Genomic DNA, 23,724 nt, shown 5'->3' on the forward strand with positions numbered 1-23,724 from the left:
CCCTGATCATGCCTTGACATCCGTTTTAAGGGGGAATGAAGGTGGCTTGATGACCCACCTGATCGCCACGACCACCGTGCCCTGGATCCCCGTGGCACACCGCCTGGACGTCATCCTCTCCGGCGAGCTCCCGCCCGCGGATCACACCACGTCGGCCTTCGCGTTCGTCTCGGACAGCCTCGGGAGGACGCTGATGACGTGCGTGGATCGGGTGGGGCGCGGCTGGGACATCCCGGGCGGCCACCTCGATCCCGGTGAGAGCGCGATCGACGCCGCGGTACGCGAGCTGCACGAGGAGACCGGCCTGCGGTTGCCGGTCTCCGCCCTGTCGCACTTCGCCTGGCAGCGCATCGAACTCCTGGACCCGCCGCCCGCCGACTACCGGTACGCGTCGTTGACGTACATGGCCATGTTCCGGGCTGTTCTGCCTGGTCCTGGCGCCCCGACCCGCCCGCCGGCCGGCTCGGAGAGCACGCACGCCGACTGGTTGCCCCGGAAGGAGATCGAGCGCCTGTGCGGGCACCGCACGTGGCTGGTGCTGCTAGACGACGTGGGCTCGCTCTAGATCTTCGTCCGGCCGGTACATCCGCTCGGGAATCCGGGCAAGCGTGGACGGACGCACCTGCGGCCCCAGCCCGTACAGCTTCTGGAAACTCATGATCAGCGGCCGCCACGCGTCGGGGTCGATCCGATCGTCAGTCCCCGCCATCCGGATCTCCTCGTGCACCCAGACCCGCTGCACCCGCACCTCGAACGCCAGCACCCCACCGTCATCGCCCACCGGATGCACCGCCTCCACCACGGCCTCCATGCTGACCGGGCACTCGGCCACCCGTGGCGGCGCCACCGTCTCGGAGGGCGTGGCGGTCAGCCCGGCCCGCCGGAACTTGTCCGGCACGTACCGATATCCCCGCTCCTGCTTCCGCTCCGGGACGGGATCCGACCCGGTGGTGAGCGCAAGCCGGTCGACGGCGTCGGCGAGGGCGTCGGACGGCAGATTCAGGACGCACTCCCGGGTCCTGACCAGGTTCTGCGCCGTCTTGGCCCGCGCGCCGAGCCCCAGCAGCGCACGCCAGCCGAGCCAGAAGGCCGACGACATGGGGGCGAGGTTGGGGGTTCCGTCCTCGTTCATGGACGAGATCAGTACCACCGGCGTGCCGAAGTAGAGGATGTTCGGTTCGATGCTGGTGTGCGTGTCCACGACGATGCTCATGCGCACCACTGTCGCCGCTCGTCACAGCACTGCGCTGGCGGCCATCGGACCCCCTATTTCAGTCTCTTCTCGGCGAAGAGGTAGCCGCCCATGACGCCGCCTGACTGGAACACCCAGAACCGCACCTCGGCCACTTCGGGCTTCATCTGGCTCCAGGCCTGCGCGGGCAGGAACGCGGAACCCAGGATGCGGGCACTCCGGAGGACTCCGATCGCCCTCCGGCGCTCGGCGATCGACTGACTTCACTCATTTTCTTTCCTCCATCAGCCAAGACTTTGGGGCTGATTTATGGAGAGCCGTATGCAGGGCGTATGGGCTTGACCCGCACCACTTGGAAAACCAGTGTGCATAACCCAGGCACCTACGATGAACCCGACTACCACCATCAAGACGCCGGAGCAAATCAGAACCCCCTCACTCCGCGTGCCCCCACCGCCGCCGAAGGGCCAGGAGACCAGACACCATGACGCGTGAGTCCGCAACCAGGAACAGCCGGCTCGACCAGTCCGAAAGGACCAACAACTCGAATTTCGTCCGGCTTTCGGTAAATTTGAGCCACGAAACCGCCGATACGTTCAAGACCCTGGCCGAGCGCAAAGGTCTGTCTTTCACGGAGGCGATCCGCCAGGCCATCACCATCTGGAAATTCGTCGAAGACCAGCTGTCGCAGGGCCACGAGCTCGCCGTGGTCGAAGCCGATGGAACCCCCAGAAAAGTGCTCATCCTCTGAACACGGACAGCGCGGGCTCGACGTCGAGCCCGCGCTCCTGAGGACGACCCCTATGGACGGGTGAGGCGAGCGATCAGGGCCGCCTTGACCTCCGGCCACTCCTCAGCGATCACGGAGAACATGGCCGAGTCCCGCACTTTCCCCTCCTCGCCCGGCGCCCACGAGGGCGACCAGTTACGCAGCACTCCCTCGAACCGGGCGCCGAGCCGTTCCATGGCCCGCCGCGACCGCAGGTTGCGGGCATCCGTCTTGAGATCGACCCGCACCACCCCGAGCGCCTCGAACGCATACGTGAACAGCAGGAACTTCGCCTCGGCGTTGATCCCGGTCCCCTGCGCCGACGCCGCGAGCCACGTCCAGCCCACCTCGACCGCCTGCAGCTCGGGCCGCCCCGGCCACGTCCGCAGATCCCAGTACGCCGTACACCCCACGGCCCTGCCGTCCGCCACCCGCACCTGCGCGAACGGCGTCAGCCCCGCACGCTCCCGCTGCGCCTTGACGTATGCATCCATCTCCTCGGCCCTCGGCACCAGGGTGAAGCCGTAGGCGGACCGATCTTCCTCCGCCGCCCGCGCCAGATCCCCCGCATGCCGTGGGTGCAGCGGCTCCAGCCGTACGAGCGATCCGCACAACACCGGAACGTCGAGCCGCACACTCATCGGAACCCTCCTCATCGTTCCTGGCATTGGCACCTTGCCTCGGCAGGTTGCCGGACCGTCGTAGGGCCAGGTCCCTCGGATCCTCTGGATGAAATCTCGGTGTGGCGATGATGCACGACCACGCGAAGAGACGTCAACGGCGAGGCTTCTCCACTTTGACCTTCCAGCTGGTCACGCTGGAGATCTGGCCGACGGTGTTCGGCGCCACGCTGGTGGTGCTCGGCCGGCTGTGGCGTATCGACCGCTTCGGGCTGCTGTACGAGGAGCAGAAGCGCCTCGGCGCCGTCCACTGAACGGAAAGCCGTCAGGTCTTCTTGATCAAGTTTGCGACGGCGTCGGGAGTCACTCCCTGGGAGACGTCCTCCAGCCTCCTGAACCATCGGTAGTCGACCTTCCCGGAAGAAGTCTTCTTCAGTGTGATCCACCCGGTGGGCACGCACCTGTGCTGGGGATCGTCGGTGATCTGCTCCCTGACCACGGTGACGCCAGTGGAGTGGGCCGGTTCGAGTGTGACGGTCCCGGAACACTTCAGGTCGGGGTACGCCACCTTGCCGGCCCGCTCGCCGAGCGTCGCGCCCTTGGTGAGCGTGAGCGTGACGTGGTAGTCCTTGGCGCCGTTCTGGTGGACGGTGCCCTTCCAGGTCCCGGCGAGCGACTTCCCGATGGGCGCCGCCACAAGCTGCGGGGCGGCCGCCGCTTCCGGCACCGCCGAGCCGTCGGCCGGCAGCCACAGGTTCAGCAGGAGCAGACTGAGCAGGACCAGCATCGCGGCGGAGGCCGTCACCGTGGCACCGGCCAGCGCCCGGCGGAAGATCAGATAGCTCAGCGGGAGGCTGCCGAGGGGACGTGGCTTGGTCTCCCACGGACGTCGCGCGTCGCCCGCCGTCAACTCGCCGGTGTTCCTCCCCTCGGCGAGGCGCCCGTTCAGCCGCAGCCCGCTCAGCCAGCCCAGCAGCTCGGCGATCTGCGTGCCCTGGGGCGGCAGGCCGGAGGCCAGGTAGCGGACCTCCGCGCCCTGGTGGTTCAGCTCACGTACGAGGTTGCCCAGACCCATGAGCGTGAGCCAGCCGGGCAGATCCTCGACACCGTGCCCGGAGGTGGTTGCCCGCAGCAGGTCCGCCTTGGTGAGGACGACCGCGACCCGCCGCTGTTTTCCGCCGTCGGCGCGGGTGGCCAGCTCGTTGCGGAGCCGGGTGAAGGTGTCGGCGGGGTCCTCGCGTGACAGCACGACCCCTTTCGCGTCCAGCGCCTGCCGTTCGGACTCCAGCAGGTGGTCCTGCACGTCCGGCAGCGCGAACGGGTCGATGACCAGGATCAGCGCCTCGCCGTGCGCCAGGTAGCGCATCTCCTCGACCTTGCTTGCCCCGGTGTAGTGCTCGCCGGACGGGTCGAACAGATAGAGGATCCGGTTTCCGCCGGGCTTGCCCGGCAGCTCCACGTCCAGCATCACCGCTTTGGGCAGGTTGGGCAGCGTCTTGCTGATCCTCCCCGACGACAACTCCCTGCGGAGCTGCCGGAAGGCCTGCTCGTCGCTCTTGTCGGCGAACAGGGCGCGGCCTCCCGCCGCGGTCACCGCCCCGTGGATCGCGTCCACTCCGATGGCCATGAACGTGGTCTTGCCCGCGTCGGGCCCGCCGACGAACGGCAGCGGCTCGATGCGCACCCGCCCGACGCGGGTCGGCAGCAGGCGATCGCAGTGGGGGCAGTACGCCTGGAGGCGGTAGCGGCCGAGCGGGACGATCGTCGGCAGCCGCGTGCCGCACTCGCAGACGTGCCGGACGGCCCCGTTCAGGTCGGGCCGCAGTCTGGCGTGCTTGCGCCCGCACGTCGAGCACGCGTACACCGGCAGCGTGAACCGCGCGTAGCAGCCGGGGTAGGGGCAGGTCTGCAGGATCCGCTTGACCAGCATGAACACCTGCTCCACGGCCCGCAGCACGCCCACGCAGGCCAGCCAGGCGAGCATGCCGAGCGCGACCGTCACCGCGTAGACCCCCATGATCAGCACGCCGATCACGGCGACGGGGACGATGGCCGACACGATCCCGCCGCAGACGCCGAGCCAGACGGGGAACAGGAACCACGCCTGCTCGCCGCTCACCAGGGCGCTGCTGACGCTGCGCAGCGCCCTGTCCGCCTTGTTGCCGATCGCCGGGGCCGTGGTGCGCAGGATCGCCCGCCAGTCCTTCCACACCTGCGACGACAGGTAGTGGGGGAAGGCCGGATCACGCCCCGTGCCGGTGCCCGGCGGGGGGACCGGTGACAGGCCCGCGGCGGAGTCGGGCACCAGGATCGCCCGCGCCTGCATCAGGTAGATGCCCACGGCGACGAGCGTGCTGCCCAGCAGGACCAGGGGGTAGAGCACAATGGCGACGAACGCGCCGAGCATCACCGCGACCACCCACGCGATGACGGCGAAGGCCAGGAACCACATCAGGTGTCCTCTCGCCGCAGGAGCCTCCGGCGTCGCGGCTTCATGAGGTCCCGCAGACCCTCGGACAGCTCCGGGTCCTTTTTGAACCGGCTGTCCACGGGTCCGAACGGCGATCTGCTGCCGGCCACCGAATGCGCCCATTCCTCCAGGGCTGCGTCGACCACGCCGGCTCCCCGGAGCCGGATCGCGATCTCCAGCAACGCCGCCTGCTCGTCGCGGCTCGCGCGCGCGACGAGCCAGCAGTCGATCAGCCACTCCCTGGCCGCTCTCGTGAGCTGCCGCAGCAGCGCCATCCGGAACGGCGGGTCCTGCTCGGTCAGCTTCTCGGCCGCCCAGGCGCGAGCCAGGGTGAGGAGCCGGGGGTCGGCGTGACCGGTCAGCGCGGTGAGGCGTTCGACCTCGCCCGCGGCATGGCCGGGAGTGCGTACGCGGGACAGGCCGGTCGCCAGCAGCACGGCCTCGGCGTCGTCGGCCGGGAACCCGGGCACCCCGGTTGCCCTGATCCGTTCGGCGATCTCCACGGTCTCGCCGCTCTTCATCCCGGCCCGTACGAACAGGCGCGCGGGCAGGCTGTTCAGCGTGTGATAGTCCTGCAGCCGCTCGCCGACGGCCTCGATGAGCCTGCGCAGCTCGGCGGCTTTCGGCTCGTCCTCCCAGACCGTCTTCAGCGCCGCGTCCCGCTCCGCCAGCCTCAGGTCCAGCGCCAGCATCCGTACGGTGGCCTCCACGCGGTCGAGCCCGCCCGCGACCTGCCACGCGATCACGGCGAGGGCGGTGGCGGGCGCGGCCCGCAGCTCCCGCCCGGCCAGCCACCGGCACAGGTCCGCGGTGAGCAGGCGGGCGCGCACGCCGGGTGGAGCCTGCTCCAGCCCGGCGATCAGCCCGGCCAGCAGCGGTTCCCGCCAGCCGACCGGGGCGCGTTCCAGCTGCTCCGGCACGCCGGTGAGCCGCGGGCCGACGAGCGTGGCCATCGTGTGCTCAACCTGCGCCACGGGCAGTTCCAGCTCGGCCGCGTCGGCCACCCGCAGGACGCCGATCAGGCGGTCGAGCCGGTCCACGGCGCCCAGCTCGGCCTGGGCCGAGGCCGTCGCGTTCTGGTGGTACGCCTCGGGCAGCCGCACGCGCGGTGGCCCCAGCCCGGAGTCGCGCAGCGCCAGCTGGACGCACCGCGCGGCGCACGGGCCGGCCGCCTCGGCGGGGCCGTTGGCGGCCACCGCGGCGGCGAGCCGGTATCCGAGCAGGTCGGCCCGATTCCCCAGGAAAGGCCACACCCAGTCGGGCACCCCGCCCTCGACCAGCTCGGCGACCGCTTCCTGCTCCTCCGCCGACAGCGAGGCGCCGGTCAGGCAGAGCGCCACCAGCGCGGCCGCCGCGTCCGGGTCGGCCGCCTCGAACGCGGCCAGCTCGTCGATCCCGTCGAAGTCCATGGCCCGCCACAGCTCGCGCACCGTCTCGGAGAACCGGCCGGTCTCGATCGGCTGCGGCTCCTCGGCCAGCACGACCACGGTCGCGTCCACGTCGGACGGGATCCACACGTCGGGCGTGGTGCCCACGATGAGCTGCGCGGTCGCGGCCGGGTCCCCGCTGTAGGTGACGAACGACAGCCGGGTGACCGCCTCCCACGGCAGCGAGTACGAGATCACCGCGATCCAGCGGACGATCTCCTCGCAGTCGGCGCTGACCAGGATGAGCCGGCCGTACTCCTGGACGAGGCCGCGGCGTACGAGCTCGAGCAGGATGCTCAGCCGCTGGTAGGCGGCGGGACCGCTGGAGCGCAGCCACTGGCCCAGCGATTCGGGGTCCAGCGCGGCGCCCGGCATGAGATCGGCCAGTTCGGGCAGCTCGGAGCCCGGCCGGGCGGGCGCGTCCGCCCAGAGCGGGGCCTGCCAGAACTCGATCGGCCGCAGCCCGACCAGGTCGCCGTCGGCCATCAGCAGGGCGTGGCCGAGGAAGTTGCCGTAGCGGCCGGAATAGTCCTGGCCCAGGTAGACGCAGCGGACCAGGGCGAAGCGGTCGCCGACGGGGCCGTACGACAGCGCGACCGGCATCGCGCGGATGCGCTCCGGCGACGGCGCCGTCGGCGTGTCCGGCGGCGGCCGGTACGTGAGATAGGGCGTCACCTGCGACGACAGATCGGCTGTCAGCCCGGGGCTCTCGGCCACGATCTGGAATCCCGCGCGTCCGGACGGCCCTTCCGCCGCCGAGGTGTAGTGGAGCTGCCAAGCCACGGGACTACCTCCGTCTGCCGTCGAGCATCTTGAACCGGTAGAGCAGCCACAGCAGCGGGTCTTCGATGCGGTACGGCCGGATCCCGCTGCGCGCGACCGTCTCGCCGTCCGGCACCGCACCGAGGGCGGACAGCCCGAACAGGGCGTAGTCGTGGTAGTGCTGGCTCAGGTAGCGGTCGATCATGCCGGCCTGCCACTGGTGCAAGAGGGCGCGGACCTGCTCGTCCACGGCCTCCCTGTCGTCCAGGTCGAGCGCCCCGATCGGGTCGCGGGTCCGGTGGAGCGCGGACTGGCGTTCCATCGACTCCCGCAGCTCGTCGATCTTGCTGAGCGCCACGGCCGCCGGAATCGCCAGCCGTCCCTTGTCGCTCTTGCGCAGCAACTCGGTGACCCGGACGACGACGTCCAGCTGGTCGCTCATCAGGTCGTTGGCCAGCGTCCCGCCGCGCTCCTTGGCCGCGCCGGTCAGCGCCGCCTGCGCGCCGGGCAGCTCCAGCGGGTCCAGCAGGAAGATCACGGCATCGGCCGCGTTGAGGTAGCGAAGGTGCAGCTCGCTCATCTCACGCTGGCGCAGGTCCTCGCCGGCGGTGTCGAACAGGACCAGGGTCAGAGAGGTCGTACGGCTGCGCAACCGGCCGCGGACGGTCCTCGTGAACAGGTAGACCAGCGGGTCGCGCGGGACCGTACCCGACGATTGCGTCATCGGCAGCAGCTTGTGATCGCCGTAGAGGGGGCGGGCGAAGTCGGTCTTGTAGCGCTCGATGGTCCGGTCGTCGCACGGCACGAGCGAGGCGTCGAGTTCCTCGCCGACCCGGTTCATCAGCTCGTGGATCAGGACCGCGATGTAGGTGCTCTTGCCCGCGTGCTTGGCGCCGACGAGCGCGACGATCTTGCCGGGGTTGGCGCAGTACTCGGCGGGGAGCCTGCTGTGGCACGACGGGCAGACCCGCCAGGCGGTCTCCCGCGAGCAGTGCGGGCACACGGCGCGACGTCCCGGGCGCTTCACGGTGAACACCGGCGGCAGCACGGGCGGCGGGCCTCCACGGAAGGCGCCGAGCGCCTCGTCCGGCCGCGTCTGGCAGCCCTTGCTCCGGCCGCTCGTCCCCATGCAGCGGAACGCGATGTTGTTCGGTGCCACCTTGACGAAGCAGTACGGGCACGTGATCACGGCCTCACTTCCCCACCTTGAGCATGCGTACGGGTGGATCGACCAGTTCGACCGGTCCTTCGGCGAAGCAGCGCAGCCAGTACGGCTTGGCCTGCCGGGGCATCGGGACGGTCAGCCGGGCCGGAGGGCTGACGTCGGACCACTCGCCGATCACGCGGCCGTCGTCGGCCGAGCCGGGCTGGATCCGGCCCGGCTTGATCACGAGCACCAGCCGTGTCACCTGCACGGGCCGCTCCGCGGTCAGGCTGACCACCAGCTCCCGCCGCCACGGCGCGCCCTCTGCCCGCACCTCGTAACGGATGGGAACGACGGCGGACAGCGTCACGGGCACCGCCGGGCCGCGGATCCGCGCGCCCTTCACCACGGTCGTCGGGGTCAGCTGGATCGTCGGCGACTCCACCTCGGGGATGTCGAGCCGGATGCCGCCCTGCGACCTGTAGGCCGCCGAGGACACCACCAGGCGCCGCTCCCCCCACTGGACCTCGATCTCCGGCACATCCGTTGGCCACTCCAGGCCCACGTGCACGGTCCCGCCGCGGCGCACCGCGCTCACCCGGCGGGGCGCGGTCAGATTGACGTGCTCGCGATGCGCGCCGATGGTGGCGCCGTCGCCCACGACCGTGACGGCCAGCAGCACGCCGGACACGTGAGCCGGACGCACCAGATAGCCGTCACGCGTGGGCGTGGCGGGCAGGACCGGGCCGGCCGCGCGCACCTCCCTGAGCGGGACGGTCGCCCCGTACGGCCAGCGCGGCTCCGCCGGGAGCATCACGAACTCCAGCACGCCCGACGGCGGCTCGGCGCAGCGGATCAGCAGCTCGCCCTGGCCGCCCGGGTCGGACTCCACGGTGAAGCTCTCGACCGGCTCCGGCCTGGCTTGCGGCGTCACGGAACGCCGCAGCCCCGGCGTGACGACCTCGCCCCGGCCGTCGGGGTAGACGGCGGCCACGACGTACACGTACGTGGTGCCGTCACGCACGTCGCGATCGCGGAAACCGGAACCCTCCGCGGGGATCGGCCTGCCATCGCGCGTGACGACGACGCGCAGCGCCTCGGGTGGCGTGCGCCAGCGGCCGGTGACGACGCCGTCCACCGCGGTCAGCCGCAGCTCCTCCGGCTCGGGACGGAATGTCAGCGGCGCGCACGCCACCGGGGCGGACGTGGCCTGCTTGCGGCGGGCGGCGACCGAGTAGACGACGGGTTTGTTCACCGGCGGCCGCTCGTCGGCCGCGTTCGGGCGCGTCACCTCGGCGAACAGCACGCCGTTCCGGTAGACCTCGTAGCCGATCTCGCCGGCCCGGGACGTGGACGGCTGCCAGGTGATGGCGACCACGTCGTCCTGCAGGTGCGCCCGTGCCCCGGCCGGCGGCTCGGGCGGCAGGCGGGCGAGCAGATCCTCGGCCCCCGGCAGGTCGGGGACCGCGCTCAGGGCCTCCTCCAGCATGCTCCACGCCTGGTCCGGATCGGTTTGCGCACGCGACGCATCACGCAACCGCGCGGCCTTGGCCAGCCGGGCGCGCACCTCCGCCACCAGTTCGGCCGACTCGCCGGTGAGCGCCTGGGCGGGGAGCGCCTCGGCGAAGTCCACGGCCGCCTGGACCTGCCCCGCCTCGATCAGCTCGCGCAGCCGTCCCCCCGGGCCGCCCGACACGCCGCTCTCCTGGCGGATCGCGAAGACCAGCCGTTTGGCGTCATCGGGGTCGAGGCCGAGGTCGTCGGTGACGTGCCGCATCAGCGTGTCGTCGTACGGGTGCTCGCGGACGCGTTCGCGCAGCCTGGCGGCGATGTCGTAGCGCAGCAGCGCCGCCGGGTCAGGAGTGTTGCGCAGGCCGGAGAAGACCGTGTCGGCGCTCTCCGTCCACGGGCCCCGCGTCTTGCGCTGCGCCTCCCGCTCCAGCCCGGCGACCTTGTCCATGATTCCGGGGATGTCGCCCATGACGCGGATCCCGGTGCTGACCTCGGGAAAGACGAACCCGGCCAGATGGCGCTGCCCCATCGTGTCGAGCGCCGCCCGGACCTTGGCGTAGGCCGCGTACGGCGGCGACTGCGGGAGCTGGTCCGGCTCGCGCACCTCGATCCGGAGCTCGGCGGCGAGCTTTTCGGCGTCCTCGCTCCGCATCCCGGCCGACTTGGCGATGCCCGCGACGACGTCGGGCGCGAGCAGGCGCAGCTTCCCCGCCGCGTCGCCGAGCCGCCGCCGCACGTCCGCCAGGCGCCTGCCCTCCTGCTCGGCGGACTGCTTGATCTCGGCCTTCAGCTTCCCGAGGTCGCCGTTGGCCGCATCCTGGAAGATCGCGGTGTAGCGCTTGGCGTGGTCGGCTTCCAGCGCGTCGATCACCTTGCGGTATTTGAGCTTCTGCCGCGAGCGCCGCCAGCACTGCCGGACCTGCCGCACGGTCTCGGTGATCTCGGCGGCGCTCATCGCGTCGGTGAGCTGGTAACGCCGCCGCACGTCCACGGGGGGCGCGCCGCCGGCCAGCCTGGCCGGATCGAGCACCTCCCGTACGTATCGGGCCTCGTCGAACGGCACGGTCAGTCCACGCGGATCTGGGACAACGACGCCTGCGACGAGGCGACGTCCTCCTCGGACATGCCGCCGATCTGGATGTCGAGGTCGAGCTGCTCGCCCCGCTCGTTCTCGCGCGCGGTGACGTGCAGCAGGCCCGAGGTGTCCAAAGAGAACGTGACGTCGATGGGGAAGCCCGCGGGCTTGCCCGGCGGGATGCGCAGCTCGCCCTCGCCGATCTTGTTGTTGTCGTCGAGATCCTTGGACTCGGCGCTGCCCGCCTGCTCCATCACGCGGATGGCGACGGTGTCCTGGTTGTCGTCCAGCGTGGCGAAGCCCTCGGTGACCGACGCCGGGAGCGGGTCGTTGGCGTGCACGAGGTGGGCGACGTAGCGGTGGCGGGTCTTGGGGTCGCTCGTGATGATGCCGAAGGAGCGGGACGCGACCGTCTTGATCGTCCGGCCCGCGATCTGCCGCCGCTGCGTGCCCGACAGCCCCGCCTCCAGCGCCATCGCCTCGGCCTTGGCCTGCTCCCCGGAGCTCACCAGCCGCCGGTAGGTCTCCTCGAACGCATACAGCGCCGCGCCCTTGGCCACCGCCAGGTCGGGGTCCTGGAGCCGGGGCGTCATGCCGAACTCCTTCTGCAGGATCTCCGTCACGGCGGGCATCCTCGACGAGCCGCCGACCAGCACCAGGTGGTCGAACGTGGTGACCCCCTTCGCCCGTGCCGTCTCCAGCGTCCGGCGCGTGATGGCCACGGTCCGCTCCAGCAGGTTGCGGGTGAGCGCCTCGAACGCCTCCCGGGTGAGCTCGACCGTGGTCACCCGGCCCTCGTGCATGACCCGGGCCGTGTGCTTGACCCGGGACGACAGGGTCTTCTTGAGGTCTTCGGCGATCTTGCGCAGGTCCTGCTCGGTCGCGCTGCTCTCCAGCGGGTCGCCGACGTCGGGGTGCTCGTGCCTGAAGCATTCGGCCAGGTGCTCGACCAGGTGGTCGTCCCAGTCGGCGCCGCCGAGGTTGTGGTCGCCGTCGGTGCACACGACCTCGATGTCGCCGCCGCTCAGAGTGATGACGGTCGTGTCGAACGTGCCGCCGCCCAGGTCGAAGACCAGGATGTGACGGTCCTGGTCCGGGTTGAGCACACCGTAGGTGATGGCGGCGGCGATGGGCTCGGAGATGATGTCGATCACGTTGAGCCCGGCGATGCGGCCGGCCTTCCTGGTGGCGTCGCGCTCGGCCGCGCCGAAATACGCCGGGACCGTGATGACCACGTCCGACACGGTCTCCCCGGTCGCGACCTGCGCGTCCTCGGCGAGCTTGCGCAGCACGAACGCCGAGATCTCCTCGGGTGAGTACGAGCGGTCGTGAAGGGTCCTGGTGACCTCGTGGCCCATGTCGCGCTTGATCCGGCTGATCACGAGGTCGGGCTGGACGACGGCGCTGTCCTTGGCCGCCTGGCCGACCACGACGTTGTCCGCCGTCTCGAAGAACACCACTGAAGGCGTGGTGTCGGAGCCCTCGCTGTTGCGGTGCACCTCCGCGCGGCCGATCTGGTCGATGCCGGCGATGCAGGAGTACGTGGTGCCGAGGTCGATCCCGTATACCGCCATTTATCCGTCCTTCCTCTGCTGTTCCAGCGGCGGGTCGCCCTTGCCCACCACCACCTCGGCCTTGCGCAGGACGCGCTCGCCCTGCCGGAACCCGGCCGCGATCACCGCCGTGACCTGGCCGTCCGGTCCCGGCTCCGTCCTGACCGCCCGGTGCCTGGCGGAGTCGTACGGGTCGCCCGGCACGACCTCGAGCAGCTCGGCCCCGGCCCTGGCCAGCACCTCGGCCACCTCGGCGGCGATCGCCTCCAGGAGCGCGCCGAACCGCCCCTCCTCCCCTGGGGCCTCCCGAAGCCTGGCCGCCTCCCGGCCGGTCAGGTCGTACAGGCGGTAGAGGCCGGCCCGCACCGGCGTCAGCGCCTCCTGGAGCAGGCCGTGGCGCAGCGCCTTGTTCTCCTCGAAGAGCCGGTCGATGATCTCCTCGCGGTGGACGGCGCGGTCGTGGTCGTCTTTGAACTTCGCCTTGATTTCCTCGGTCAGCCGGTCAAGAGCCGCCACAGTCGGGCTGATATCCGGCATAGTGCCTATTTCAGGAGATTCTGGTGTGGCCTCGGGGTCGGGGGGTGGGATCGTCATAACCGGTGTCCCATTGCTAGGGGGAGCTTTGAATATTTGCGAGCCCGAGTGTATCGAGACTCGCGGCGATATGAATACGGTCGAAGCGGGATATGTTGCGCTATAACAGGACTTGTTGATCGACGGCGCCGGATCCGGCTTGCGCTTATTGAGGATTTCGGGCTAGCGATGCACGAGCCGCTGGCCGGTGGCCGCCGCGAGCGCCTTGCCGTACAGCAGGCTGAGGGCCTCGGCGTCGTCGAAACCCTCGGTGACGACGGCGGTCAGCCTGGCGTCGGCGAAGACCACCGGGCGGTAGCCGGCCGCCTGGTCCGGCACGGCCAGGTAGACACGGTCGAAGTGGTGGATGAGGGGCACGAGTTCGTTCACGTCGTCCGAGAACTCCCCGTCGGTGATCGCGACGAGGACCCGCCTGACGCACTTGCCGCCGCCCTCGCCGTGGCCGCGGTCAAGGGCCTTGAGCGCGGGGGCGAAGTACGTGTACTGGCCCGGCTTCTGGTCTCCCGGCGTCCCGGCGGCTTCGGCCAGATCGGCCGCCCTGGTGGGAGCGAGGGTGAGCGAGGCCGTGCGGGCGAACGCGACCGTCGTCAGCAGGTCGTCCGGTCGCATCTCCCGCGCCATGAAGGGCTTGAGCAGGGCCAGCGCCGCGCTCCTCGTCTCGACGTTGTCTTCCATGGAGCCGGAGAAGTCGCCGGCCACGTCCAGGCACACCCGGCCATCGGTCTGCCGCGCGCCGGCCAGGGTCGCGTCACCCAGCGAATCGCTGCGCCCGCCGCCGTTGAGGTACCAGATCACGCCCGCTCCGGCAACCGCCAAGAAAAGCACGCCAATTACGGCAATTCCGGCTAATCTCCCCGGACTGCCCGGCGGGTCCCCACTGCCCCCGCCGGGCAGCCGTCCCGGGGAATTCCCCGGGAGCCGGAGGCGATTTGCGCACATCTTCCCCTCCATCGCGACAGGCTGCGAGAAAACAGAATATGACGCCGCTTGCCGCAAAGGAATGATATTTATCGGTAGGATTTATAAACTGGCGCGCCATATCACATAAAACAAGAAGGCGGCCATATGCGTAGCACCGGCGATCAACGCGCCACCCTAAGGTCATCCTGACCATATCGCGGCGCCCGCTTTGAGTCAAGGTGACCTAAAGAGTGGTCATGCTTGCCCGGGAGGCCGGTCGAGGCCGCCCTGACGCAGTACGTCGAGAACGAACTCGGCCGCGTTGCGCGCCGCCCGCTCGTGCCAGTCGTCGGTCTTGCCCATGCCCCAGTCACAGATGGCCTTGACGACGATCCAGTCGACCTTGCCTTTGGCGGCCGCCGCGTAGACCCCGTGCCCCTCCATCTCGCCGCCGATCGCGTCGGGCTCCGCCTCGATCATGCGCCGGCGCGCCGTCGGCGAGTCGATCAGCACGTTTCCGGAAAGCATCGGACCGTAGTGGACCTTGGGCTCCTCCCGCGGCAGCCGGGCGTTCTGGCATCGGTCGAGCAGTGTCACCGAGGGGGCGACCCGATCGCCGCGCGGAATCTCGACCGGCTCGCCGGGGACGGGCTCGACGATCTTCTTGTGGTCCGTGACCCGCAGCTGGCTGCAGACCAGGATGTCGCCGAGCCGCTGCTTGTCCTCGCGCAGGCCGAAGCAGATCCCGGTGAGCACCAGGTAGTCGGGGTCGAGCTGGTCGATCAACGATTGCGCGGCCAGGACGGCGCCGCCGGGGTCGGCGGAGGCCGGCCTCGACTGCGAGACGAGCACCCGGGCGCGGCTCACCACCCCCAGCTCGAACGCGGTGTGGAACTTCAGGTTCCGATGCCCCGGCTGCGCTCCCGTGGCTTCGGTGACGGCCTCGATGACGGCCTGCTTCTCCTCTGGCGTGGCGACCATGATCAGTACGGTCGTGGTTCCGATCACGGGATCCATCCCTTCCAGGAAACTGTTCAGGCGTTGCCTGTGGACCTTGGGCGCCTGCCACATCGCGACCAGGCAGAACAGCAGGGTCACGCCCCCCATGAGCGTGGTGAGCCAGCCGACCGTCCAGGCTTGAGAGGTGGCGGGCACGAGGTCGGCGGGGTCGCCGCCGATCAGCCGCCAGGCCAGCCAGCGCAATGCGGTGCCGAAGGTCGCGGGCCGGCCGGCGCAGTCCGGGGCGCACGCCTCCTCCTCCCAGCCCGCCAGCACGTAGGCCTCGATCGCCACGACGATCCCCACCCCGATGACGTACAACCCCAGTCCCGGGGCCAGGCTGACGATCTGCTGGGGACGCACGGCCGACCGTGACCCCGTGGCCAGGAACGTCACCCCGCCCACGCTCCCGCCGGCGGCCGCCGCCTCGACAGCCTCGCGCATCGTGCTGGTGGTCGCGCCGTCGAGCAGGCACAGCAGCGGCTCGTTCACCTCATGGGTCTCCGTGCGCGCGCCCATCCCTTTGATCGCCTGTCTGATCTGCGACCGCACCAGCCCGCGCAACCGCTCGGTGACCTGGTCCAGCAACGCGGGCGCCGCGGCAGGGTCCGCGCAGTGGCACAGCGGCAGTGACCAGTGCCGGAACCTCATGTCCTCGGTCACCGACATGTCCCGCCGACGGCGGACCGGCAGACCCAGCAGCCACCTGCCGATCGCCGTGACGAGCATCGCGCCCATCAGCAGCAATACGTGCAGCATCACCATCAGCCCCAGGATCAGCGCGATCAACACGGCGGGGGCCCACTGCCACAGGAGGACGAGCGGCACCATCGCCGCCATCAGCACCAGCAGCACAGTGGGAGGGCCGAAGAAGAGCACGAACTCCCAGCGCCTGTCGAGATGGCGCGCCAACCCGCCCGGCCTCCCGACGTACCGCTCGCCATGTGGAGGGTCCAGCACCGCGAAGGCGTCCACGCCCCGCCAGACGAGCAGCCCGTCGCGCGCGGCGGCGTACAGGATGATCGACAGTGGGCCGCGCGACCTGATCAGGCCGAAGATGCCCCTCGGCCGGATCGTGTTCCTCGCTGCTTTGCCGCGCTCGGCGCGGCGCAGCATCGCGGCCGCCTCTCGCGCGGTCCGGAACGATATTCGCAGCCGATCCGAGCTCGCCTCCCCCGGCGGGCGAGTCTCCGGCGGACGCTCAGGAGACACGCGTCCACCATGCCGCATCCGAGGAGAGAACGCGGCCGTCGTTTCGAGACGTGTCGCGGCCGGTATGGGACGACACGCCCCGCCCGGCCGCTTCCGTTGTGACCCGCTTTCCGCGTGACATGGGACCGCGCCGCCACGGAACCGCAGCGCGATGAGACCGCAATGCGATGAGACGCGGCGTCATGGACCCGCAACGCCATGGACGCGGCGCTATGGGGCGCAACTCCCGCGCGACGTGGCCGTACGCGGGCTCCTTGGGCGCGCACCCATAGCGGCCCTTGAAACCGGCGCCGCCGCGAGGCGCGGGGTCGTGTGGCGGATGGTTCGATGAGGTGGGAGCCGTGGAAGCGGGCGCGGATGTCGTTTCGAGAGCGTTTCCTTCAGGGTCAGGCGGTGACCGGTGACGGGTACGCCTCGCGGCCCACGTCGCCCGATCGCGGCATGGGCGGGAACAGCAGCGCCGCCGACCCACGGCGGTAGAGTGCGGCGGGCCGGCCGGTCTCCGGTGTCCGGAATTCGCCGGTGCGCTCCACGAAGTCGGCCGCCTTGGTGACCTTGCGGCGGAAGTTGCTGGGGTCCAGCGGGAATCCCCAGATGACCTCGTACACGTGCCGCAGCTCGGCGATCGTGAACGGCTCGCGGCAGAACGCCGCCGCCACCGTCGTGTACTCGAGCTTCGCCCTGGCCCGGTCGAGGCCCTCCTTGAGTATCGCCATGTGGTCGAAGGCCAGCTCGTACGACAGGGCGGTCTCGATCGGCACCCAGTGGGCCTTCGCGGCGTCCGTGCCCGCGACCGGCGTGGGCAGGTCGGGGCCCAGCGCCAGGTAGGCGACGGTGAACGTGCGGCCGCGCGGGTCGCGATCCGGCGCGCCGAACGTGCGCAGCTGCTCAAGGTAGAGCCCGGTGACACCCGTCTCCTCCGCCAGCTCGCGGAGGGCCGCCTGATCGAGGTCCTCGCCTTCCCGGACGTAGCCTCCGGGCAACGCGAAGTCACCCTCGAACGGCGGCTTCCCCCGCTCGATCAACAGGACACGCAGGCTGGCGTCGCGCACTGTGAAGATCACCAAGTCCACGGTCACCGCTGCCCGCGCCGTCCCGTCATGCTTTGAGGCCCGGTTCACCACGTCCACAGGATACCTAAGGTCATCTTGACCCAATGCATCGCACGGCTCATGCCGGACAGCCCCCGACAGGGCGGACGACGTCAGCCGCCGTCAAGGTCAGTCCGAACGCACCCAGAAGCCATAAGGATGGCGGCCCGGCCGGAAGCCCTGGGCCTCGACCACTCGCCGTGAACATGACCATCCGCAGGCTGCACCACAGCCTCATCCCTTCCGCCGGCATCGAGGGAAACATCGAAGGAGCCACGCTCCGGCACGTGCGCCCTGCCGACGACAGGTCATGGCCAGGAACCCGCGAGAATCGGCTCGCCATGCGCTGCCGTATGCTGTACCGTACACTATACGGTTCAAGGGAGAGGGGCAGTCATGTATCAGCCGAGCAACGAGGAACTGAAGAGCGTCGAGGAGTGGTTCGCCGAATACGACGCGCTGGCCGAGCAGGCCGCGATCGAGAAACTGGCCGACCTGGCGGTTTTCCCGATGAATCTCGCCACCGACGTGCCCGACGGCTACGCGGCCGTACGCCAGTGGACACGAGCGGAATACATCGAGGCGATGAACGACGCCATGGGCGGCGGCACGGCAGAGCTGGGACTCGAGTCGAAAAGGACCCCGCACTTCCTCAGTCAGAACCTCGTGGTGGTGGAAACGGAGGCGACGATGACGGTCGAGGGCGAGCGGCAAAGCATGCACTACGCCGACCTGCTCGTGCGCACCGAGGACGGGTGGGCCTTCCAGACGATGATCCAGGGCGGTTGGGGGTACGGCTGGCCGGCCGCGAAGCGCGGCTGATCAACGGTCTGACTCCGGCCCCGCATCCGCCGTCCGGGAGGTGACGGGCGCGCATCCCTTCCGCCTCGGCAGGTGAGTCAGCCTCTTGCCCGCGCCGGGGCACGGACCCATCCCTGCCCCGGCGCGGGCAAGACCTGCGGGATCACTGCGCCTCCAGGAGCATGGCGTGGGCGACGGGACGGGCGGTAGGCTGTCCCGGCGTTTGTCGTCCACCTCGTAAAGCCGCATGTTCCATTCAGCGCGCATTTTAGATATATCCCGGGAAAAAACATGAGCTTACCAGAGGTCCTTTACACGCATGGCGCGATCACGCGGAAAGCCGGGATCATCTGCGATGCCGCCGATGACATCCGGATCGCCCGCCGCGACTGGAAGAACGCGCTTCAGTCACCTGAGGACCAATTAAAGCTCACCGATCCGGTCGCAGCCGTCGTGGCGGTGCGCGAAGTCTGGGAGAAAGAGTTCGACGTTTATCGCGAGGTGCTCGAACAATGGTGCCTGGCGACCCGCGCGTCAGCCGCGGGATTCAAGTCGGTCGATGACTACATCGCCGCGGGGAAACGGCCCGACCCGGGCGGCGGCACATGACCTCGGACGACTACCTGCAGGTGACCACCGCGATCACCCGGCTCAAGCAGGTCAGGGACTTCCTCGCGACGATTTCCAACCCGGTCGCCATGATCGGCGAGATCGTCAGCACCCTGTCCACGTTGACCTCGATATTCCGAGACGTGCCGGGGAATCCGGACGGTATCGACGAGCTCGGCAAGGCCTTTCAGAAGATGGCGACCGCTCTCGACACCGCCAGCACCGATATCGACCATACAAAGACTTCGGTCCCATCGGTATGGAAAGGCGACGCCGCCACGGAGGCGCTCGCCGCGCTCAAGGCGACTGACGATCTGCTGCAGCAGGCCGCGCCGGCCATGCGCAAGGCGGACACGTTGCTGCAGGAGTACGCCGACGAGGTCCGCAGGTTGAAGCGGGAACTGGGCCATCACCGGCAACGCCTGGTCGAAGCAGTGAACGAGCTCAACAGCACTCAGGACATCCTGCGCAACGTCTTGGACAGCGTGTGGCCGTTCGACGGTGACGGCGGCATCGTCGACGAGATCCGCAAAGCCCTCGGGGCCATTGGCGGTGCCATCGAGGTCTTCGAACAGCTTCAGACCGCGTCAGACACACTGCGACGCGGGTTGCGTGACGTACAGGGCAAGGCACGCGCAGGCGCCGTCCGGTCGCCCCACATAGACGCCTTCGATGCGGTCCTCTTGGCGAACGCGGGAATCGACGGCATCGCGCGGGAAGAAAACGGCATCCTGACCACGACGCAGCTGGCCCAGGCGGCGTCCAAGATGGACGCTCTGTCGGAGGCGGATCGGGCTCACATGCAGCGGCTTCTCGACAGCGCGGGCTCCGAGGCCGAGCGCGCCTATCTGATGAAAGCGCTCGCGGCCGGGCACTCGGTCGATGACATCGCCAAATTCGCCTCGCTCATTCACGGCAAGAGCGAGACCTGGCTACGCGAGCATCTCAGCCTGGTCAACCCGGGGAGCAGCGGGACGGTCCGCGTCAACGGAGTCGAGCTGGAGCAGCAGAATCAGACGACCTGCGGCTCAACCTCGATCATGGTGGCGCGTGCCATGAACGACCCGTTGTACGCGATGAGCCTGACCACCGATGAAAAAGGCAACCCGCTGTCGACCACCGAACTCCAGGAAAAGTTCACCTCCGAGCAGAACCGCATCCACGACTCCACCAACACCGTGTGGCCGCAGAGCCTGGGCACCAGCCCATGGGGACTGACCGACGAGATGAACAAGCACGCCGACTCCTTCGGTGCGAACTATGATTGGCGGCTCGTCGACGACACTTCCGCCGGTTCGGTCAACCCTGCGCTCAACGATGCCGTCGGCGCGGTGGACGCCGGCCACACGGTGCCGGTCCTCATCGGGGACTCCTACCCTGCCCACTATGTGTTGCTCGTCGGGCACGAGGGCGATGATTTGATTTTCTACAACCCGAGCGGAGAAATGGTCCGCGTCAGCGAGGACGATTTCCGCAACGGCAACGTCTCGGCGCTGGGCTACAAACACGTCCAGGGCGTGGTGACCCCCAAATGACCCGACGACTGCTGCTGGTGCCGATCTGCGTGCTGCTGAGCGGGTGTTTCGCCTCGAGCGCCACCACGCAAGCCGATCATGAGCAGCTCGAGGTCATGCTGTCACAGCCCTTTGTCAGGGAAGCCATCGACAAGCCGTCCACCCGGGTCGCGTTCCAGAAGTCGGACCGGCTCCCCGCGACCCGCGGCATGGTGACAGCGGTTCTGGCCGACCAGCCGGCGGCGGCTCCGGCTGACGACGCGCGGCAGTGGGCCGCGAAAGGCATGCAAAAGCTGCGCGACAGCGGCTGGACGGTCTACGCCACGGTCTGCCTGCCACCGCGCAAGTCCGATGACCCCAACCCGCCTCAGGAGGGCGCCTGGGACGCGTGGTCTTTCACCGCACACGCGTACAAGGTTGTCGACGGGGTGTCCTACTTCGCCATCGCCGAAGGGCTCGGGCAGTTGCCGGGCAGTATCGAGATGTACATCGAAATGCGCGCGCCGAGCTCGCGAGAGCCGGTTTCCGATCTGTTCCCCGAGCGGCCACCGCCACTACCGGTGGGAGCCAGTTGCGTGGAAGCCGGGGGCCTCCCGGCCAAGAAAGTCATCAACGGCCCCGCGGTGGTCATGGGCGAGAGCGGACCCGGCCAGGCCGGCAAGGAACCGCGGAACGACAACGTGCGCTAGTTTGCTCGTCGTTTCATGCTGACTTGTCCTGGTCAATGGCGGTCATATAGCGGCTACGCCGGCTCCCAGTACACCTCGATCACGTAGCCGTCCGGGTCGAGGCATTTGAAGCTGCTGAAGCGTGGCTCGTCGTAACGTTCAACGATCGGCACGCCGTCGGCAGTCAGCAGTTCCAACCGCTGGTTGACCGTCGCCCCGTCCGGGCAGGCGAACCCGAAGTGGCTGAAGTCAGGCATCTTCCGGGGATCGGGATCCGGGTGGAGCGCGAGATCGAAGCGGTCCGCATCCCTGATGATCACGGTGCCGTCCGGGTATTCGCTCGCGGGACCGGCGCCGAAATCGAAGTACTTCTCATAAAAACGCCGTGACCGCTCAATGTCGCGCACGGCTAAGGCGAGGTGATTGAGTCGCATGCCGCCGAAGGTAACTCCGCGGCCGCCGCCCGCGCGACCCAATTCCGCGGTCCTCTCGGCGTTGTGCGAGCACGATGACGAAGTGATCGCGCCCAGGGCGACGGAGCGGACGCCGGATTCGGGCGACTCCGGTCGGACGTCGCGGGCGGCCCGCCAGTCTCCGGCCAGGGCGGCGACGACGGAGCGGCCCGCTTGCTGCCCCGCCTGCACGCCCTGGTCGCCTCCGGCCGCATCACGCTGCTGACCGGCTTCTTCACCCACCACGTGCACGCCACCGGCGACGGCATCGAGGTGATCAGCCGAGACCGTCCGGCACTGAGCAGTCCGTCGCGGCACCGTCCCCGCCCACGGCGCGGACGAGCTCGCCCACCCCGAGCCGGGTTACTACGCCATCGGCGTCAAGAGCTACGGCCGCGCACCGACCTTCCTTCTGGCCACCGGCTACGAGCAGGCTCGCTCCGTCGTGGCCGCGGTGTCAGGCGACTGGGAGGCCGCCCGGGACGTCCAGCTCGACCTGCCCGAGACCGGCGTGTGCTCCTCCAGCCTGGCCGAGGCACAGGAACAGCGGGTCGGTCTGGCCACCGGGATCAGCGGCGGTCTGCTCGCCACCCCGCTGCCGTCGGCCACGGTGTCCGCCTCCGGTGGCGGGAGCTGCTGCGACTGAACAACGGCCTGCGCCGCATTCGCGCTCGTCGCCTGCCATCGCCTATCATTTAGACAATTGTCGAATCAGGAGGTGTCGTCGTGACCGCCACACCAGGTGCGTGCTGCGCCCCGATCGCCCGGGAGCCGCTCAGCGAGAACGACGCCGCCGAGCTGGCCGGCCTGCTCAAGGCCGTCGCCGACCCGGTACGCCTGCGCCTGCTGTCCATGATCGGCTCGCACGCGGGCGGCGAGGCATGCGTGTGCGACCTGACCGACGCCTTCGACCTGACCGCACCCACCATCTCCCACCACCTCAAGGTGCTGCGCACCGCCGGGCTCATCGACGGGGAGCGGCGCGGCACCTGGGTCTACTACCGCATCATCCCCGAGACGGTGAACAAGCTGGGTGCCCTGTTCGCCCCGCTGGCCGAGCCCGCGTCCGCCGGGCCGGTCGACGTGGAACTCGTCACTGCATGACCGTTGCTGCGCAGCTCGGCCGCGCCGACAGCCGCCCCCCGCCAGGCAGACCTCAGTGGGCGGCAGGACCCGCGCCGGCGGCGGGATCGGGACCGTCCGCACGCGGCACGACAGGCTCCTGGACGACGGTTTCGACGCGACCGAACAGGCCGCGCACCAGCAGGAGACCAACGACTCCGCCGACGGCCTGCGCCGCGATGAAGCCGGGCAGCGACGACGGGGCGATCCCGGCGAAGGTGTCGGAGAATGCCCGGCCGATCGTGACGGCGGGGTTGGCGAAGCTGGTGGAGGAGGTGAACCAGTAGGCGGCTCCGATGTAGCCGGCCACCGCGACCGGCGCGACGGCCGCCCGGCCCGCGCGGACCAAGCAGAAGATGACCAGAACCAACCCCGCGGTGGCGACGACTTCGCCCAGCCACAGATGCGGCGCAGATCGCTCGTGCGTGGACCAGGAGATCGCGGGCTTGTCGAACATCGCGTTGGCCAGGATGGCCCCGCCGATGCCGCCGAGGATCTGCGCGACGGCGTAGGCCGCCAGGTCACCGATGCGCGGGCCGGCCCCGCCCTGCCGCAGGTACCACCAGTCGGCCGCCGACACCACAGGGTTGAAGTGGGCTCCCGACACCGGTCCGAGCACGACGATCAGCACGCCGAGGCCGAACACGGTCGCCGTGGAGTTCTCCAGCAGTTGCAGGCCCACGTCATCCGGGGACAGCGTCTGGGCCATGATCCCCGAGCCGACCACCACGGTCACCAGCAGCGCGGTGCCCACGAACTCGGCCAGCAGCCGCCGTGGCAGGCTCATCGGGCACCGTCCTGACGCGAAATGCCGCCCTCCAGGGACGCGCCCAGGGCTCTGGAGACATCCAACAGCGCGGACAGTTCGGCCATCATCTCGGGCACGACGCGGTAGTAGACCCACGAGGCGCGCCGCTCGCTGGTCAGCAGCCCGACCTGCTTGAGCACCTTCAGGTGGTGGCTGATGGTGGGCTGGGACACGTCGAAGGCGGCCGTCAGGTCGCACACGCACGCCTCGCCGCCCGCGTGACTGGCCACGATCGACACGATGCGCAGCCGTACCGGATCACCTAGGGCCTTGAACACCGGAGCCAGCCGGAGCGCCTGCTCGATGTCGAGTGGTTCGCTGGCCAGAGGCGAACAACATTCCAGCGTCTCAAGCAGCTCCACCGGCACTCCATATTGACACTCGCTGATATCAACGCATGTGAATATAGCCTGGCAGCAGACCATATCCA

23 protein-coding genes and 1 riboswitch are annotated in these 23,724 nt (G+C 69.5%); of the genes, 9 read left to right on the plus strand and 14 right to left on the minus strand.

Going from position 1 to position 23,724, the window contains the following annotated elements:
- Positions 1 to 49: 49 nt before the first annotated feature.
- Entirely contained in the window at positions 50 to 565 is a 516-nt protein-coding gene (locus ACIBX3_RS47215) for an NUDIX hydrolase (protein WP_397127237.1), read from the plus strand.
- Here ACIBX3_RS47215 and ACIBX3_RS47220 read toward each other — a convergent pair.
- Positions 542 to 1,213, minus strand: coding sequence for a flavin reductase family protein (locus ACIBX3_RS47220; protein WP_397127238.1), 672 nt, complete (start codon positions 1,211 to 1,213; stop codon positions 542 to 544). The genes ACIBX3_RS47215 and ACIBX3_RS47220 overlap by 24 nt on opposite strands.
- A 463-nt stretch (positions 1,214 to 1,676) precedes the next feature.
- On the opposite strand from ACIBX3_RS47220, the gene ACIBX3_RS47225 reads away from it, so the two are divergent.
- A complete protein-coding gene (locus ACIBX3_RS47225) occupies positions 1,677 to 1,943 on the plus strand; it encodes a ribbon-helix-helix protein, CopG family (protein WP_397127239.1) in 267 nt (88 codons plus the stop codon).
- A gap of 50 nt (positions 1,944 to 1,993) precedes the next feature.
- Here the strand turns inward: ACIBX3_RS47225 and ACIBX3_RS47230 are convergent, their stop codons facing one another.
- Complete coding sequence (locus ACIBX3_RS47230) at positions 1,994 to 2,602, minus strand: GNAT family N-acetyltransferase (RefSeq protein ID WP_397127240.1); 609 nt, start codon at positions 2,600 to 2,602, stop codon at positions 1,994 to 1,996.
- An 8-nt stretch (positions 2,603 to 2,610) separates the two neighbouring features.
- A riboswitch (SAM riboswitch) is annotated at positions 2,611 to 2,697 on the minus strand.
- A 60-nt stretch (positions 2,698 to 2,757) separates the two neighbouring features.
- Here ACIBX3_RS47230 and ACIBX3_RS47235 point away from each other — a divergent pair.
- On the plus strand, positions 2,758 to 2,895 hold the full coding sequence (locus ACIBX3_RS47235) for a DUF6653 family protein (RefSeq protein ID WP_397127241.1): 138 nt from the start codon (positions 2,758 to 2,760) through the stop codon (positions 2,893 to 2,895).
- An 11-nt stretch (positions 2,896 to 2,906) separates the two neighbouring features.
- Here ACIBX3_RS47235 and ACIBX3_RS47240 read toward each other — a convergent pair whose 3' ends face one another.
- The 9 genes from ACIBX3_RS47240 to ACIBX3_RS47280 form a co-directional block, all read right to left on the minus strand.
- Positions 2,907 to 5,033, minus strand: a complete 2,127-nt coding sequence (locus ACIBX3_RS47240) for a hypothetical protein (RefSeq protein ID WP_397127242.1) — start codon at positions 5,031 to 5,033, stop codon at positions 2,907 to 2,909.
- A complete protein-coding gene (locus ACIBX3_RS47245; protein WP_397127243.1) occupies positions 5,033 to 7,261 on the minus strand; it encodes a hypothetical protein in 2,229 nt (742 codons plus the stop codon). Before ACIBX3_RS47245 ends, ACIBX3_RS47240 begins: the two co-directional genes overlap by 1 nt.
- A gap of 4 nt (positions 7,262 to 7,265) precedes the next feature.
- On the minus strand, positions 7,266 to 8,429 hold the full coding sequence (locus tag ACIBX3_RS47250) for a hypothetical protein (RefSeq protein ID WP_397127244.1): 1,164 nt from the start codon (positions 8,427 to 8,429) through the stop codon (positions 7,266 to 7,268).
- Positions 8,430 to 8,433: 4 nt separating this feature from the next.
- A complete protein-coding gene (locus ACIBX3_RS47255) occupies positions 8,434 to 10,959 on the minus strand; it encodes a hypothetical protein (RefSeq protein WP_397127245.1) in 2,526 nt (841 codons plus the stop codon).
- A 2-nt stretch (positions 10,960 to 10,961) separates the two neighbouring features.
- Entirely contained in the window at positions 10,962 to 12,545 is a 1,584-nt protein-coding gene (locus ACIBX3_RS47260) for an Hsp70 family protein (protein WP_397127246.1), read from the minus strand.
- Positions 12,546 to 13,061: a nucleotide exchange factor GrpE gene (locus ACIBX3_RS47265; protein ID WP_397127247.1), complete on the minus strand. Its 516-nt coding sequence runs from the start codon at positions 13,059 to 13,061 to the stop codon at positions 12,546 to 12,548. It abuts the gene before it with no gap.
- 219 nt (positions 13,062 to 13,280) lie between these two features.
- Positions 13,281 to 13,913, minus strand: a complete 633-nt coding sequence (locus ACIBX3_RS47270; RefSeq protein WP_397127248.1) for a vWA domain-containing protein — start codon at positions 13,911 to 13,913, stop codon at positions 13,281 to 13,283.
- 360 nt (positions 13,914 to 14,273) lie between these two features.
- Positions 14,274 to 16,229, minus strand: coding sequence for a hypothetical protein (locus ACIBX3_RS47275; protein ID WP_397127249.1), 1,956 nt, complete (start codon positions 16,227 to 16,229; stop codon positions 14,274 to 14,276).
- Between the two features lie 386 nt (positions 16,230 to 16,615).
- A complete protein-coding gene (locus tag ACIBX3_RS47280) occupies positions 16,616 to 17,293 on the minus strand; it encodes an NUDIX domain-containing protein (protein WP_397127250.1) in 678 nt (225 codons plus the stop codon).
- Positions 17,294 to 17,716: 423 nt separating this feature from the next.
- Between ACIBX3_RS47280 and ACIBX3_RS47285 the strand changes: the two genes are divergently transcribed.
- The 4 genes from ACIBX3_RS47285 (at position 17,717) to ACIBX3_RS47300 (ending at position 20,933) form a co-directional block, all read left to right on the plus strand.
- Positions 17,717 to 18,142 carry a nuclear transport factor 2 family protein gene (locus ACIBX3_RS47285; RefSeq protein ID WP_397127251.1) on the plus strand — a complete coding sequence of 142 codons (426 nt, stop codon included), beginning with the start codon at positions 17,717 to 17,719 and terminating at the stop codon, positions 18,140 to 18,142.
- A 270-nt stretch (positions 18,143 to 18,412) separates the two neighbouring features.
- Complete coding sequence (locus tag ACIBX3_RS47290; RefSeq protein ID WP_397127252.1) at positions 18,413 to 18,730, plus strand: hypothetical protein; 318 nt, start codon at positions 18,413 to 18,415, stop codon at positions 18,728 to 18,730.
- Complete coding sequence (locus tag ACIBX3_RS47295) at positions 18,727 to 20,265, plus strand: hypothetical protein (protein WP_397127253.1); 1,539 nt, start codon at positions 18,727 to 18,729, stop codon at positions 20,263 to 20,265. Before ACIBX3_RS47290 ends, ACIBX3_RS47295 begins: the two co-directional genes overlap by 4 nt.
- Positions 20,262 to 20,933 carry a hypothetical protein gene (locus ACIBX3_RS47300; RefSeq protein ID WP_397127254.1) on the plus strand — a complete coding sequence of 224 codons (672 nt, stop codon included), beginning with the start codon at positions 20,262 to 20,264 and terminating at the stop codon, positions 20,931 to 20,933. Before ACIBX3_RS47295 ends, ACIBX3_RS47300 begins: the two co-directional genes overlap by 4 nt.
- A gap of 53 nt (positions 20,934 to 20,986) precedes the next feature.
- Here ACIBX3_RS47300 and ACIBX3_RS47305 read toward each other — a convergent pair whose 3' ends face one another.
- A complete protein-coding gene (locus tag ACIBX3_RS47305; RefSeq protein WP_397127255.1) occupies positions 20,987 to 21,607 on the minus strand; it encodes a VOC family protein in 621 nt (206 codons plus the stop codon).
- A gap of 202 nt (positions 21,608 to 21,809) precedes the next feature.
- Here ACIBX3_RS47305 and ACIBX3_RS47310 point away from each other — a divergent pair, with 202 nt between their 5' ends.
- Together ACIBX3_RS47310 and ACIBX3_RS47315 are read left to right on the plus strand one after the other, a co-directional pair.
- A complete protein-coding gene (locus ACIBX3_RS47310; RefSeq protein WP_397127256.1) occupies positions 21,810 to 22,010 on the plus strand; it encodes a hypothetical protein in 201 nt (66 codons plus the stop codon).
- Between the two features lie 80 nt (positions 22,011 to 22,090).
- Entirely contained in the window at positions 22,091 to 22,468 is a 378-nt protein-coding gene (locus ACIBX3_RS47315; RefSeq protein WP_397127257.1) for a metalloregulator ArsR/SmtB family transcription factor, read from the plus strand.
- A 52-nt stretch (positions 22,469 to 22,520) separates the two neighbouring features.
- Here the strand turns inward: ACIBX3_RS47315 and ACIBX3_RS47320 are convergent, their stop codons facing one another.
- Together ACIBX3_RS47320 and ACIBX3_RS47325 are read right to left on the minus strand one after the other, a co-directional pair.
- Positions 22,521 to 23,273, minus strand: a complete 753-nt coding sequence (locus tag ACIBX3_RS47320; RefSeq protein ID WP_397127258.1) for an aquaporin — start codon at positions 23,271 to 23,273, stop codon at positions 22,521 to 22,523.
- Complete coding sequence (locus ACIBX3_RS47325) at positions 23,270 to 23,656, minus strand: ArsR/SmtB family transcription factor (protein ID WP_397127259.1); 387 nt, start codon at positions 23,654 to 23,656, stop codon at positions 23,270 to 23,272. The genes ACIBX3_RS47320 and ACIBX3_RS47325 overlap by 4 nt, the downstream gene beginning before the upstream one ends.
- Positions 23,657 to 23,724: the final 68 nt, after the last annotated feature.

The organism is Nonomuraea sp. NPDC049480 (assembly GCF_044465905.1).
Taxonomy (GTDB): domain Bacteria; phylum Actinomycetota; class Actinomycetes; order Streptosporangiales; family Streptosporangiaceae; genus Nonomuraea.

Excerpts from the sequence above, each read along its gene's own strand:
- ACIBX3_RS47215 (WP_397127237.1), top strand. The coding sequence starts at position 50 with ATGACCCACCTGATCGCCACGACCACCGTGCCCTGGATCCCCGTGGCA.
- ACIBX3_RS47220 (WP_397127238.1), bottom strand. The coding sequence starts at position 1,213 with ATGAGCATCGTCGTGGACACGCACACCAGCATCGAACCGAACATCCTC.
- ACIBX3_RS47225 (WP_397127239.1), top strand. The coding sequence starts at position 1,677 with ATGACGCGTGAGTCCGCAACCAGGAACAGCCGGCTCGACCAGTCCGAA.
- ACIBX3_RS47230 (WP_397127240.1), bottom strand. The coding sequence starts at position 2,602 with ATGAGTGTGCGGCTCGACGTTCCGGTGTTGTGCGGATCGCTCGTACGG.
- ACIBX3_RS47240 (WP_397127242.1), bottom strand. The coding sequence starts at position 5,033 with ATGTGGTTCCTGGCCTTCGCCGTCATCGCGTGGGTGGTCGCGGTGATG.
- ACIBX3_RS47260 (WP_397127246.1), bottom strand. The coding sequence starts at position 12,545 with ATGGCGGTATACGGGATCGACCTCGGCACCACGTACTCCTGCATCGCC.
- ACIBX3_RS47265 (WP_397127247.1), bottom strand. The coding sequence starts at position 13,061 with ATGCCGGATATCAGCCCGACTGTGGCGGCTCTTGACCGGCTGACCGAG.
- ACIBX3_RS47285 (WP_397127251.1), top strand. The coding sequence starts at position 17,717 with ATGTATCAGCCGAGCAACGAGGAACTGAAGAGCGTCGAGGAGTGGTTC.
- ACIBX3_RS47290 (WP_397127252.1), top strand. The coding sequence starts at position 18,413 with ATGAGCTTACCAGAGGTCCTTTACACGCATGGCGCGATCACGCGGAAA.
- ACIBX3_RS47295 (WP_397127253.1), top strand. The coding sequence starts at position 18,727 with ATGACCTCGGACGACTACCTGCAGGTGACCACCGCGATCACCCGGCTC.
- ACIBX3_RS47300 (WP_397127254.1), top strand. The coding sequence starts at position 20,262 with ATGACCCGACGACTGCTGCTGGTGCCGATCTGCGTGCTGCTGAGCGGG.
- ACIBX3_RS47320 (WP_397127258.1), bottom strand. The coding sequence starts at position 23,273 with ATGAGCCTGCCACGGCGGCTGCTGGCCGAGTTCGTGGGCACCGCGCTG.